12 protein-coding genes are annotated in these 13,899 nt (G+C 40.7%); all 12 read left to right on the forward strand.

Annotated elements, in window-relative coordinates; all coding sequences use genetic code 11:
- Window positions 1-7 precede the first annotated feature (7 nt).
- The 12 genes from ACZ5C4_RS09115 to rpsA all read left to right on the forward strand — a co-directional run bounded on the left by ACZ5C4_RS09115 (window position 8) and on the right by rpsA (window position 13,737).
- Window positions 8-1,423 (forward strand): oxaloacetate decarboxylase subunit alpha, encoded by a 1,416-nt coding sequence (locus ACZ5C4_RS09115; RefSeq protein ID WP_464520727.1) that lies wholly within the window; start codon window positions 8-10, stop codon window positions 1,421-1,423.
- Window positions 1,424-1,581: 158 nt separating this feature from the next.
- Entirely contained in the window at window positions 1,582-3,366 is a 1,785-nt protein-coding gene (locus ACZ5C4_RS09120; protein WP_464520728.1) for an aminopeptidase P family protein, read from the forward strand.
- A 23-nt stretch (window positions 3,367-3,389) separates the two neighbouring features.
- Window positions 3,390-4,313 carry a MurR/RpiR family transcriptional regulator gene (locus ACZ5C4_RS09125; protein WP_464520729.1) on the forward strand — a complete coding sequence of 308 codons (924 nt, stop codon included), beginning with the start codon at window positions 3,390-3,392 and terminating at the stop codon, window positions 4,311-4,313.
- On the forward strand, window positions 4,306-5,544 hold the full coding sequence (locus tag ACZ5C4_RS09130) for a BaiN/RdsA family NAD(P)/FAD-dependent oxidoreductase (RefSeq protein ID WP_464520730.1): 1,239 nt from the start codon (window positions 4,306-4,308) through the stop codon (window positions 5,542-5,544). Before ACZ5C4_RS09125 ends, ACZ5C4_RS09130 begins: the two co-directional genes overlap by 8 nt.
- 478 nt (window positions 5,545-6,022) lie before the next feature.
- Window positions 6,023-7,564, forward strand: a complete 1,542-nt coding sequence (locus ACZ5C4_RS09135) for an ABC-F family ATP-binding cassette domain-containing protein (protein ID WP_464520731.1) — start codon at window positions 6,023-6,025, stop codon at window positions 7,562-7,564.
- Window positions 7,565-7,611: 47 nt separating this feature from the next.
- Window positions 7,612-8,286, forward strand: coding sequence for a response regulator transcription factor (locus ACZ5C4_RS09140; protein WP_464520732.1), 675 nt, complete (start codon window positions 7,612-7,614; stop codon window positions 8,284-8,286).
- A gap of 86 nt (window positions 8,287-8,372) precedes the next feature.
- Window positions 8,373-9,290 (forward strand): ABC transporter ATP-binding protein, encoded by a 918-nt coding sequence (locus tag ACZ5C4_RS09145; RefSeq protein ID WP_464520733.1) that lies wholly within the window; start codon window positions 8,373-8,375, stop codon window positions 9,288-9,290.
- Window positions 9,283-10,122: an ABC transporter permease gene (locus ACZ5C4_RS09150; protein WP_464520734.1), complete on the forward strand. Its 840-nt coding sequence runs from the start codon at window positions 9,283-9,285 to the stop codon at window positions 10,120-10,122. Before ACZ5C4_RS09145 ends, ACZ5C4_RS09150 begins: the two co-directional genes overlap by 8 nt.
- A 16-nt stretch (window positions 10,123-10,138) precedes the next feature.
- A complete protein-coding gene (locus tag ACZ5C4_RS09155) occupies window positions 10,139-11,047 on the forward strand; it encodes a sensor histidine kinase (RefSeq protein WP_464520735.1) in 909 nt (302 codons plus the stop codon).
- An 89-nt stretch (window positions 11,048-11,136) separates the two neighbouring features.
- A complete protein-coding gene (gene cmk / locus ACZ5C4_RS09160; protein ID WP_464520736.1) occupies window positions 11,137-11,793 on the forward strand; it encodes a (d)CMP kinase in 657 nt (218 codons plus the stop codon).
- An 11-nt stretch (window positions 11,794-11,804) separates the two neighbouring features.
- Window positions 11,805-12,659 carry a 4-hydroxy-3-methylbut-2-enyl diphosphate reductase gene (gene ispH, locus ACZ5C4_RS09165; protein WP_464520737.1) on the forward strand — a complete coding sequence of 285 codons (855 nt, stop codon included), beginning with the start codon at window positions 11,805-11,807 and terminating at the stop codon, window positions 12,657-12,659.
- Entirely contained in the window at window positions 12,640-13,737 is a 1,098-nt protein-coding gene (gene rpsA, locus ACZ5C4_RS09170) for a 30S ribosomal protein S1 (protein WP_464520738.1), read from the forward strand. The genes ispH and rpsA overlap by 20 nt, the downstream gene beginning before the upstream one ends.
- Window positions 13,738-13,899 lie beyond the last annotated feature (162 nt).

Consider the following 13,899-nt stretch of genomic DNA (forward strand, 5'->3'; position numbering starts at 1 on the left):
AAAGCAAATGGCAGAAATTGAAAAGAAACCAGTTAAAATAACAGAGACCATTCTGCGTGATGCACATCAGTCATTGATTGCAACCAGAATGACGACAGAACAGATGTTACCAATCGTAGAGAAAATGGATAAGGTTGGATTTCATGCAGTAGAGTGCTGGGGAGGAGCGACATTTGACGCATCTCTTCGTTTCCTGCATGAGGATCCGTGGGACAGACTTCGCAAATTCCGAGATGGATTTAAAAACACAAAATTGCAGATGCTCTTCCGCGGACAGAATATTCTTGGTTACCGTCCGTATGCAGATGATGTAGTTGAATATTTTGTACAGAAATCCGTTGCAAACGGAATTGATATTATCCGTATTTTCGACTGTCTAAATGACATCAGAAACCTTCAGACTGCAGTGACGGCTGCAAATAAAGAGAAGGCACATGCACAGGTGGCAATGTCCTATACATTGGGAGATGCGTATACCTTAGAGTATTGGATGGAGCTGGCAAAAAGAATTGAAGATATGGGCGCAAATTCTATCTGTGTCAAGGATATGGCAGGTCTGCTCTGCCCGTATCAGGCGACAGAGCTTGTAACAGCGCTGAAAGAGGCTGTTGATATTCCGATCGAGATGCATACACATTATACGTCCGGTGTAGCTTCCATGACTTATTTAAAAGCAGTAGAAGCCGGTGCAGACATCATTGATACGGCAATGTCACCGTTTGCCCTGGGAACTTCACAGCCGGCGACAGAAGTTATGGTAGAGACTTTCAAGGGCACTGCGTATGACACAGGCCTGGATCAGAATCTGCTTGCGGAGATTGCGGATTACTTCAGACCGATCCGAGATGACGCTCTGGAAAGCGGACTGTTAAATCCAAAGAATATGGGTGTTAATATCAAAACCCTTTTATATCAGGTTCCAGGAGGCATGCTTTCTAACCTGACCTCTCAGTTAAAAGAACAGGGCGCAGAGGATAAATTTTACGATGTTCTGGAAGAAGTACCGCGTGTGCGCAAAGATTTAGGAGAGCCTCCGCTTGTCACACCGTCTTCACAGATTGTCGGTACACAGGCAGTATTTAATGTTTTGATGGGCGAACGGTATAAGATGGCTACAAAAGAGACGAAGGATATTTTGTCTGGCAAATATGGCGCTACAGTAAAACCGTTTAATGAAGAAATACAGAAAAAAGTAATTGGAGAAGATGCAGAAGTAATTACATGCCGTCCGGCAGACTTAATTCCAAATGAACTGGAAACACTGCGTAAAGAGTGTGAACAGTGGATACAGCAGGATGAGGATGTTCTCACTTATGCACTTTTCCCACAGGTTGCAGTGGACTTCTTTAAATACAGAGAAGCGCAGCAGACAAAAGTAGATGCAAAAGTAGCAGATACAGAGAATGGTTCCTATCCGGTTTAGAAAATAATGTGTAAAAGCGAAAAGGGTAAATGGCATTTTTGAAAAAGGATGCGGTTTACCCTTTTTCTTTGTCCGATTGCAGCTTTATTCTGTATGAAATTCATTTGTGCTGGAAATGCTTTCGTGATATAATGTTACAGGTCAAGAGGAGGCATTTTATGGATCGAAAAGAGAGGATTGGCAGATTAAGAGAATACATGGAGTCTGCTAAGATAGATATATGTGTTGTCCCGACTGCGGATTATCACCAGAGTGAGTATGTGGGAGAACATTTTAAGCTGCGGGAATATCTGACAGGATTTACCGGATCGGCAGGTACAGCCGTTTTTACCAAAAACGAGGCCGGGCTTTGGACAGATGGAAGATACTTTCTTCAGGCTGCCAGACAGCTTGAAAAAAGTGAGATCAAATTGTACCGTATGGGGGAGCCAAAAGTCCCTACGGTGGAAGAATTTCTAAAAGAAAAGCTGCCGGACAAAGGTGTGATCGGAGTAGATGGCCGGACAATAGGAGTAAATACAGGATGTATATATGAGGAGATTGCAAAAGAAAAAGGCGGAGTACTCCTGTATGATATAGATATAGCGTCCTCTGTGTGGAAAGAACAGCCCGCTTTATCACAGAAGAGTGTCTTTCCCCTTCCTTTGAAGTATACTGGAAAAAGTACAGCGCAAAAGCTTGAGCAGATAAGAAAGGTTATGAAGGAAAATAAAACAGATGTGCATGTGCTTACGAGTCTGGATGATATTGGCTGGATTTTAAATCTTCGGGGACAGGATGTAGAATACTTCCCTTTGTTTTTGTCCTATATGATTATCAGACTGGATACAGTCGAGCTCTATGCGGATGAAAGAAAATTTTCGGAAGAAATAAAAAGAGAACTAAAAGAAAATAAAATTACGATTTTGCCTTACAACCGTATTTATGAACAGATAAAAAAATTGCAGAAGGATACGGTGCTTTTAGACAAAGACAGAGTAAATTATACATTATACCGGAAGCTTCCAGGACAGACAAAGACCGTCTGGAAAGAAAATCCGGAAATTATGATGAAATGTGTAAAGAATCCGACAGAGGTGGAAAATATAAGAAGAGCCCATTTAAAAGACGGAATCGCACATACAAAATTTATGTACTGGCTGAAGAAAAATGCAGGTGCAAAAGAGCTTACAGAACTGGAAGCTTCTAAGAAGCTAGAGGCTTTTCGTGCAGAGCAAGAAGGGTTCCTGTGGCCAAGTTTTGCGCCGATTTGTGCATATGGGAAGCATGGCGCTATTGTGCACTATAGTGCAAATGAAGAGACAAACGCACAAATTTTAGAAGGAGGACTTCTTCTTACAGATACAGGAGGAAATTATCTTGAGGGTTCTACAGATATTACACGGACTGTAGCTATCGGTGAAGTGAGTCAGGAAGAAAAAAATCATTTTACACTGGTCGCAGCAGGAATGCTCCGCCTGGCTGCCGCAAGGTTTCTCTATGGATGCAGTGGAGCCAATTTAGATTATGCGGCAAGAGAACCATTTTGGAGAGAAAATTTAAACTTCAACCATGGAACCGGACATGGAGTAGGGTATCTGGGTAATATTCACGAGCCGCCTATTGGATTTCGCTGGAAATGCAGCAAAAGCGATATGCATCCGTTAGAAGAAAATATGGTGATTACGGATGAGCCGGGGATTTATATCGAAGGATCCTACGGAATCCGATTAGAAAATGAGCTTCTTGTGCGCGCAGGAGAAAAAAATGAATACGGGCAGTTTATGTATTTTGAAACGCTTACTTTTGTGCCGATTGATTTGGATGCCATCAATCCAGAAAAGCTGGAAGAAAGAGAAAAAGAACTTCTGAATGCCTATCATGCAGAGGTATATAGAAACATTGCACCGTATTTATCAGAAGAAGAAAGAAGCTGGCTGAAAGAATATACAAGATCAATATAAAAAGGACAGGTAGAAACATGGAAATGGGAGAAAACAGTGCAAATGAACTATTGATGCGCATGGAAAATAAATATGCAAAGTTGAGCAAGGGGCAGAAGCGTCTTGCCGATTATGTGCGGGAAAATTATGATAAGGCAGTGTTCCTCACTGCCTCAAGACTGGGAGAAGTAGTCGGAGTAAGTGAATCTACGGTAGTTCGGTTTGCAACACAGCTTGGATATAAAGGGTATCCGGGATTTCAGAAAGCGCTGGAGGAACTGGTGAGGACGCGGCTGAATTCGATTCAGCGAATGGAAGTGACTTACGGAAGAATCAGCCAGTCGGAAATTCTTGCCACCGTATTGCAGTCCGATATTGAAAAGATCAAGCTCACACTGACGGGGATTGATCAGAAGGCATTTGAGCTTGCCATTGATACAATATTGAATGCAAAAAAGATTTATGTAATTGGAATCCGCAGTTGCGCTCCACTGGCCTCTTTTTTGAGTTTTTATCTGAATTTAATATGTGAGGATGTTGTGCTGGTAAATACAAACAGTTCCAGTGAGATCTTCGAACAGCTTATTCGAATCAATGAGAAGGATGTAATCATCGCAATCAGCTTTCCGCGATATTCCATGCGTACGTTAAAAGCGCTCGAGTTTGCAAGTAACCGGAAAGCAAAGGTGATTACACTGACAGACAGTGTACATTCCCCCATGAATTTATATTCTTCCTGCAATCTGATTGCCAGAAGTGATATGGCGTCTATCGTGGATTCACTGGTAGCTCCTTTGAGCGTAATCAACGCATTGGTAGTGGCGCTGTGTATGAAGAAGCAAAAAGAAGTGATCAGCACGTTGGAAATGCTGGAGGATATATGGGATGAGTATCAGGTGTACAGCGGAGACGAATTGAACCATGTAAGTGATATGAAGCTTCAGAAGGAGAAGAAAGAAAATGAGTAGAGTGCTCATAATCGGCGGCGGCGCCGCAGGAATGGCGGGGGCAGTATTTGCAGCGGAAAAAGGCAGCGAAGTACATGTATTTGAAAAAAATGAGAAGCTGGGGAAAAAACTATTTATTACTGGAAAAGGTCGCTGCAATTTTACAAATGCTGCAGATGCAGAGGTGTTTTTTTCTTCTGTGGTTCGAAATCCTAAATTTTTATACAGTGGATTTTATAGCTTTACAAATGAACAGGCGATTGATTTTTTTGAAGGGCTTGGTGTAAAAACAAAGATAGAACGAGGCGGCAGAGTTTTTCCCGCTTCCGATCATTCTTCTGACATTATTCAGGCGTTGAAGAGAAAAATGGAGAAGCTGGGCGTGCAGATTCATCTGCATACGGAGGTAGCGGATATACTGGTAAAAGACAAAAGATTTTATGCTGTTCGTCTAAAAGACGGAAAAACGATAGAGGGAGACGCCTGCATTGTAGCGACCGGAGGACTTTCGTATCCTTCTACCGGTTCTACAGGAGACGGGTACCGGTTTGCAAGGAAATGCGGGCATACAGTGACAGAACTGTTACCGGCGCTTGTTCCAATAGAAGTAAAAGAATGGTATGCGAAAGAGCTGCAGGGACTTTCCCTTAGAAATATTCGTGTACAGATTACGGATGGGAAAAGGAAGGTGTATGAAGAGTTCGGTGAAATGCTGTTTACACATTATGGTGTAACGGGTCCGGTCATTTTAAGTGCAAGCAGCATTGTAGGAAAAATACTGAAAAAGAAAGAGTTGATGTTGCATATTGATTTGAAGCCGGCGCTCTCTGTAGAAAAGTTAGAGCAGAGAGTCCTGCGTGAATTTGAGTCAAATCATAACAGGCAGTTTAAAAATGTGGCGGCAAGTCTTTTTCCATCCAAATTGCGTCCTGTTATGGTAGAATTATCAGGCATTCCTTCTGAAAAGAAAATAAATGAAATTACTAAGGAAGAACGCAAAAGATTTATTAGCCTCATAAAGGATTTCCAGATGACGCTTACGAGAACAAGGGAGTACAAAGAAGCAATTATTACGCAAGGCGGTGTAAATGTCAAAGAAATCGATCCGGGGACAATGGAGTCAAAGTTGGTAAAGCATTTATATTTTGCAGGAGAAGTGATAGATGTAGATGCTCTGACCGGAGGATTTAACCTGCAAGTCTGTTGGAGTACGGCATACTTGGCCGCTGCTGCTGCATCAGATACGATTTAAAAAGAGAAGAAGATATAGAAAAGGAATTTAGAGGAGTTATCGTATGGGATTATATATGGAAAATAAACTTCCGCCTAAGCAGAAGCTTTACTCTGTGCAATTCAATCCGATGAAACATTGTGCAGAGTATCGTATGAGAGTATACATTTGATTTCATCGGAAAAAGCAGGGCAATTTGTAAAAGGGAGAAATCTTCTTTTATTATTGCTCCTTTTTCCGTATCGTATTATGTATAGCGGGCTATGGACAATGTTTGTCTGTAGCCTTTTGTTTATTCAGGGCGGATACCATATGCTAAGAAAGGATAAGTCCGTCTACAGAAAAAAGAACAGAAGGCAGATACAACTTGTATCTATCTTCTGTTCTTTTTTTCTATTAGGAAGGACTGCAGAGAGTAAGATTTCAGGGGCGAGGGCGTAGAGTGGAATCGCGCGGGTTACCTTAAAAATAAAAAGAGATAGAAAAGAGAGGAAAAACAATGAGTTTACTGGAAATTATAAAGTTAAGTCATTCTTTTGGAGATAATATTTTGTTTAAAGACGCCTGCTTTACTTTAAATAAAGGAGAGCATATAGGAATAGTTGGAAAAAATGGAACGGGAAAAAGCACATTCATTAAAATCTGTACAGAGCAGATTATCCCAGATGAAGGCAGAATAATATGGCAGCCGGACGTAAAGCGAGGATATCTGGATCAATATGCACAGATAGATAAAACGCTTACAATAGATACATTTCTGAAAACAGCGTTTGTCAAGCTATATGAGATGGAAAAAAAGATGAACAGCCTTTATGAAGAGGCAGAGAAGTGCAGCAATGTGTTGAAAAGGGCGGCACAATATCAAGAGGAGTTAGAACGCCAGGAATTTTATCTGATTGATACAAAAATCGATCAGATAATGGAAGGGCTGGGGTTGACAGTATTAGCAAGAAACCATCCTGTAGGACAGATGAGTGCAGGGCAGCGTGCGAAGGTTATCCTGGCAAAGCTCTTACTGGAAAAGCCAGATATACTGCTTTTGGACGAACCGACAAACTTTTTAGACAAAGAGCATGTACACTGGCTTTCAGAGTATCTTTCAAAACTACCGAACGCTTTCTTGGTAGTTTCCCATGATAAGTCGTTTTTAGAACAGATATGTACAGGGGTCTGTGACATCGACCAGAAAAAGATAGTAAAATATAATGGGTCTTATCCAGAATTTTTAGTAAAAAAAGAACGGATATATAAAGAATATAGCCGGAAGTACAACGCGCAGGAAAGACAGGTAAAAAAGACAGAAGAGTTTATTCGGAAAAATATCGCTGGAAGAAAATCTAAAATGGCGCGAGGCAGGAGAAAGCAATTAGAACGAATGGAAAAAATAGCTCCGCCAGCGCAAGAAGAAAGAAAACTATTTTTTAGTTTCCAAAAGGCTCCTGTGAAAAAGACAGAATATTTAAAAATAAATGGGCTTTCTGTGGGATACCATATTCCGATCTTAGCAGAGCTTAATTTTTCTGTGAAAGGAGGGGATAAGATTGCAGTAACAGGCTTTAACGGAATTGGAAAATCAACATTTCTAAAAACATTAATGGGGAAAATTCCACCTATAAAAGGAGAATTTTGTTTTTCAAGTCAAGCGAAAATCGGATATTATGAGCAAGATTTTAACTGGCTGGATTTAAGAAAGACACCGGTGCAGATACTTTCCGATTCTTATCCTTCCCTTAAAACAAAAGAAGTGAGAGAATTACTTGCGAAATGCGGAATTTCGCAGAGGCAGGCCGCACAGGAGATAAAAACGTTAAGTGGAGGAGAACAGGCAAAAGTACAATTATGTCTGCTTATGCACACACCATATAATTTTCTGATTTTGGATGAACCTACAAACCATCTGGATATTCCATCTAAAGAAGCATTAAAGAAAGCTTTGAAAGAATTTGAAGGAGCTGTTCTTCTTGTCTCCCATGAAGAAAGCTTTTATCAAGACTGGATAAAGAAAGTAATACATATTGAAAAGGCAGGAAGTTGGCAGTAAAATAAAACAGGTACTATGACAAAAAATTTAAAGCCAGAGGGATGAAAATGAATGAGATATTAATTGTAGAAGATGATATGCATATAAGCGCTCTGTTAAAAGAAGCGCTTCAAAAAGAAGGATATTGCTGTACACAGGCATTTTCAGGAACAGAGGCAAGGCTTCTTTTAACGATGAACCGATATGCTTTGGTACTCCTGGATCTGATGCTGCCGGGAATATCGGGGGAGGATGTGCTGCAGGAAATCCGCAGGCAGGGACAGACTCCGGTTATCGTACTGACGGCGAAAGATACGATTGACGTAAAAGTGGAATTTTTGAAAAAAGGCGCAGATGACTATGTAACGAAACCATTTGATATTAAAGAGGTACTTGCTCGAATAGAAGTGCAGCTGCGTAAAAGTACAAAGGAAATTCAGAAAACGAAAATATCCTATCAAGGAATGGTATTAGATAAAGATACACACCAGGTATTTATAGATGAAAGAGAATTACCTAAAATTACAAAACAAGAATTTTCCATATTGGAACTGCTTTTAAAACATCCCAAAAAAGTATTTAGTAAGGAAGAAATTTTCGAATATGCTTGGGAAGAGGTATATATGGGAGAGACAAAAACGTTGGATGTACACATCAGCAATATCCGCAAAAAGATAAAAGAGGTTTCTGACAAAGAATATATAGAGACAGTATGGGGGATTGGTTTCCGCCTCCACCCGTAATCTTTACTCTTTTTTTACGATTTATTTGCGATTCATTAGGAGTTGAGAGATAAGATGATTGCAGATACGAAAAAGGAGGAAATAGAATGAACGAATATCTGTTGAGTACGTATAATCTGACGAAACAGTTCGGGCACAAAAAGGCAGTGGATCAGGTCAGTATTCATATAAAAAGAGGCGCGATCTATGGCTTTATCGGCAGAAATGGTGCGGGGAAAACGACTTTTTTGAAAATGATAAGCGGGTTGGCGCAGCCGACTAGCGGTGAAATCGAAATGTTCGGATATAGAGGAAAGGAGTTAAAAAACGTTCGTTCGCGTGTCAGCTGTCTGATTGAATCACCGGGACTGTATGGAAATATGTCTGCTTATGATAATCTTTTAGTAAAATGTAAGCTGTTCGGTATCAGCGGTAAAACGTATATCCCAGAGATTTTAAGAACAGTAGGATTGTCTGATACAGGAAAGAAGAAGGTGAAACATTTTTCTCTCGGGATGAAACAAAGACTTGGGATTGGGCTGGCACTTATAGGAGAACCGGATCTGCTTGTTTTGGATGAGCCAATCAACGGACTTGACCCACAGGGAATTGCGGAAGTGAGGGATACGATTATACAACTGCAGGAGGAACGGAATATGACGATTCTCATTTCCAGCCATATTCTGGAAGAATTGTCAAAGATTGCAACCCACTATGGAATTATCCATAACGGAAGCCTTTTACAAGAATTGACAAGAGAGGAATTATTGAAACGATGCAGTGAAAGGATAGAAATAATACTAGATGATCCCCAAAAAGCGATCCCAGTGCTTGACAAGATGGGATTTGTAAATTATCAAGCTGTGGATAAAGAAAGGATCTATATATATGAACGGCTTTTTGAGAGCGCCGCTGTGAATATGGAGCTTGCAAAAGCAGGGATTTCAGTGAAGGGCATTGGAATTACAAGTGAGGAACTGGAAAGCTATTTCTTAAATCTGACGGGAGGTGCGGACAATGCTTAACATGATTCGAATGGAATTTTTCAGAATGTTCAAGTTAAAAAGCCTTTATATTATCTGGATTATTATGGCAGTTGTAATTGGATGCACCACCTATATGTCGGTGGAAGAGCTGGATATGATGACACAGGAAGAAAAGCAGCAGATGTATGAGGAAGAGCAAAAAAGTGAAGTAGCATTTGGTCTGGCAGTAACAACACCTACGAAACCGGATGCGCAGGTGTCTGTGTATGATATGTTCTACGCCAATATGAAAGGAAAAATTATTGCGCTGTTTATGGTAATTTTTACAGTGCTGTACAGTACAGGAGATATCTCAAGCGGTTATGTTAAAAATATAGCCGGCCAGGTAAAGAATCGGAGAGCACTGATTTATGCAAAGGCGACCTCCTTATGCATCTATACGCTCTGTACAGTGGCTGCGGCGGTACTTATACAGGCAGTCTGCAATCAGTTATTTGTAGGTACCATTATATGGGGAGATGCAAAAGCGTTTGCCGCTTATGCCGGATTACAGACAGGGCTTCATTTTGCCTTTCTTCTGGTTGTGATGTGTATGGCGATTCTGATAGAAAGTAATGTGTTTAGCGTCGCTTTTGGCATCTGCTTATGTATGAATATTATGACAATTATATATGGATTTATTGACAAGATGGCAGAGAAGGCTGGCTTTGAAAACTTTCAAATGATAAAATATACATTGACAGGAAGAATTTCTATGTTAGGAATGGATGTTTCGCAAAAGGCAGTGTATGCAGCAGTATCAGTAACGGTTGTATTCGCAGTTGCGGCTCTGCTGATAAGCAGTACGGTATTTAAACAGAGAGATATATAGTTAAGAGAGGCGGCAAATGTATATTATAATAGCAGGCTTGTGTGGCGTGGTTTTAATTTTGACAGTGGTATTTTTGAAATATCAGCGGCAGGTGAAGGACATCTGCCGCCAATTGTATTTTTTAAAGGAAAACGAAAGTAATATGTTGATTACAAAAGAAATAAATTGGGGAGGAATCGGAGAGCTTTCCAGTCTGTTGAATTCTCTTCTTTTAGAAAGAAAAGAAGAGAAAAGACAGTATGTAAAAAAGGAGCAGATGATCGCAGATACTTATACGAATCTGTCCCATGACATCCGAACACCCCTCACCTCTTTGGACGGGTATTTTCAATTGCTGGAAGAAAGCAAAAGTGAGGAGGAAAGAATCCGCTACTTGAAAGTGATACAGGAGAGAATTGACAGTCTGAAAGAAATGCTGGAGGAATTATTTACCTATACGAAGCTGCAGAATGAATCATATGAGTTGGCGTCTGAACGTCTGAACTTGACGCAGGTTTTAAAAGAGACTTTGTTTTCCTACTATGATAACTGGATAGAATATGGGATAGAACCAGAGCTTGCGATTACAGATAAAATAATATGGATCGAGGGAAACAAGCAGGCGATTTGCAGGGTGGTGCAAAACATTATTAAAAATGGACTAGAGCATGGCGAAAAGAAAATCGGTGTTTCTCTGTCAGAAGAGGGAAAAGAAGCAGTTCTGACATTTGTAAATGAAGTAAAAGATCCAGAACGGATCGACGTAGAAAAAGTATTTGAACGGTTTTATAAGGCAGATGCAGCGAGAAGCAAAAATTCTTCCGGTCTGGGACTTGCGATTGCCAGAGAATTTGTCAGAAAAATGGGAGGAGAAATTTCTGCAAGGCTTAACAAAAATCAGTTCTTTATAGTAATAAGGCTAAAAAAAGCAGACGGAGGAATCTGATTTTGTCTACTTGTTCGCAGGGAAAATATACGCTATACTATTTTTGCCGAACAAAGATAGAAGAAAACAAATATAAGGAGTGTACACAAATGGGGTATAATGTGGCGATTGACGGTCCTGCAGGGGCAGGCAAAAGTACAATAGCAAAGCTGGTAGCAAAGAAGAAAGGGTATATCTATGTAGATACAGGAGCAATGTACCGCGCGCTTGCCGTATATTTCCTGGAGAAAGGAATAAAGGCGTCTGAAACAGCCAAAATTATAGAGGCATGTAAAGACGCAGAGGTGAAGCTGTCCTATAAAGATGGAATACAGCAGGTTATTTTAAACGGGAAAAATGTAACAGACAGATTGAGAAGTGAGGAGGTAGGCAATATGGCATCTGCCACGTCGGCGATTCCAGAGGTGAGGAAGGCGCTTCTTTTTCTCCAAAAAAATCTGGCCCAGAAAGAGGATGTTGTTATGGACGGACGGGACATAGGAACAGCCATCCTGCCGAATGCGGACGTAAAGATTTATCTGACAGCCAGCGTGGATACAAGAGCCAAGAGACGATATAAGGAGTTAAAAGAAAAGCAGATTTCCTGTGAACTTGAGAAAATCAAACAGGACATAGCAAAGAGAGATGAGCAGGACATGAATCGCAAAACCGCGCCGCTTAGACAGGCAGAGGATGCCGTTTTGATTGATAGTTCTGATATGACGATCGCGGAGGTTGTTGAGAAAATTTGCAGCTTATGCAGATGAAAGGGAGAAAAATGAAGGTAATAAGAGCAAAAACAGCAGGGTTTTGTTTTGGCGTCAGGCGCGCGGTTGATACGGTATATGAACAGCTCGGCAAAAATGAGCAAAAGAAGATTTATACGTACGGGCCGATTATCCATAATGCGGAAGTTGTAAAAGATATGGAGAAAAAGGGCGTGGTTGTTCTACAATCAGAAGAGGAGCTGGAGGCTCTTACAGAAGGAATTGTTATCATACGTTCTCATGGGATTGAAAAAAGAATTCACGAAAAACTCAGCAAACGAAATATTACGGTGGTAGATGCGACCTGTCCGTTCGTGAAGAAGATACATAGGATTGTTGAACGGGAGAGTGCGCAGGGAAAGTATATCATTATTATCGGAAATCCGGAACATCCAGAGGTAAAAGGGATTAAGGGATGGGCAGGAAAAGAGTCTGCTGTAATACAAAATGCAGCAGATATTGAAAAACTTTCTGTCGAAAAAGGGGAAAAAATCTGTATTGTAGCACAGACGACATTTAATTACAATAAATTTAAAGATTTAGTTGAAATTATTTCTGAAAAGAGTTATGATGTAAGTGTTTTAAATACAATCTGTAATGCTACAAAAGAACGCCAGACTGAGGCACGAAGTATTGCAGAAGCGGTGGATGCTATGATAGTAATTGGCGATAAACATAGTTCCAATACCCAGAAGTTATTTGAAATATGTAACAAAGCATGTAAAGATACGTACTATATACAGACGCTTGACGATTTGGATTTGAATCAATTAGGGTCAGTGGAAACAGTAGGTATTACAGCGGGGGCATCCACGCCCAACAATATAATTGAGGAGGTTCAAAATAATGTCAGAATTATCTTTTGAACAAATGTTAGATGAGTCATTCAAAACAATTCATAATGGAGAGGTAGTCGAAGGTACTGTAATCGATGTGAAGCCGGATGAGATTATCCTGAATATCGGTTATAAGGCAGATGGTATCATTACAAAGAATGAATACTCCAATGACCCGTCTATCGACCTTACGACAGTTGTTTCAGTCGGGGATACGATGAGTGTTAAAGTTTTGAAGGTAAATGACGGTGAAGGACAGGTATTGCTTACTTATAAGCGTCTTGCTGCTGAAAAAGGCAATGAAAGATTAAGAGAAGCATACGAAAACAAAGAGGTATTAAAAGCAACGGTTACACAAATTCTTGGCGGAGGTTTATGCGCGACTGTAGAAGAAGCGCGTGTATTTATCCCTGCAAGCCTCGTATCAGATTCTTATGAGAAGGATTTGAGCAAGTATGAAGGACAGGAGATTGAGTTTGTGATCAGTGAATTCAATCCGCGCAGAAATCGTGTGATTGGAGATAGAAGGCAGCTGCTTGTTGCAGAGCGTGCAGAGAGACAGAGAGAGCTGTTTGAAAAACTGCAAATTGGAGATACGGTGGAAGGTACTGTGAAGAATGTAACAGATTTCGGCGCATTTATTGATTTAGGTGGTGTGGACGGACTGTTACATATTTCAGAGATGTCCTGGGGCAGAGTAGAGAATCCTAAAAAGGTATTTCAGGTAGGAGATACGCTGAAGGTACTTGTTAAGGATATCCATGATACAAAAATTGCGCTTAGCTTAAAATTCCCAGAGACGAATCCCTGGGCGCATGCTTCAGAAGATTTTGCAGTGGGCTCTGTGATTCAGGGTAAAGTCGCACGTATGACGGATTTCGGAGCATTTGTAGAACTAGCGCCGGGAGTAGATGCGTTACTTCATGTTTCACAGATTTCCAGGGCACATGTGGAGAAACCTTCGGATGTTCTTACTATCGGACAGGAGATTACAGCAAAAATTGTGGATCTCAATGAAGCAGAAAAGAAAATCAGCCTGAGCATGAAGGCTTTAGAACCAGAAGCAGAGGTAGCGCCGGCTGAGACCGAAGAAAGTGTAGAAGAATAAATAAATTGTAAAATAAAAAGGCGGTGATTGTGACCGCCTTTTATTTTTTACGCGCCATGAGCGCACGTTCAGGTGATTAACTCAAAAGGCGGCGGCTTGTTTTCTCTGCGCTGGTATCATGCGGCAGGGTGTGACGTCCGGTCTGTATATCCGAAAGAAAGA

The sequence above is a fragment of the Mediterraneibacter flintii genome (assembly GCF_055387595.1).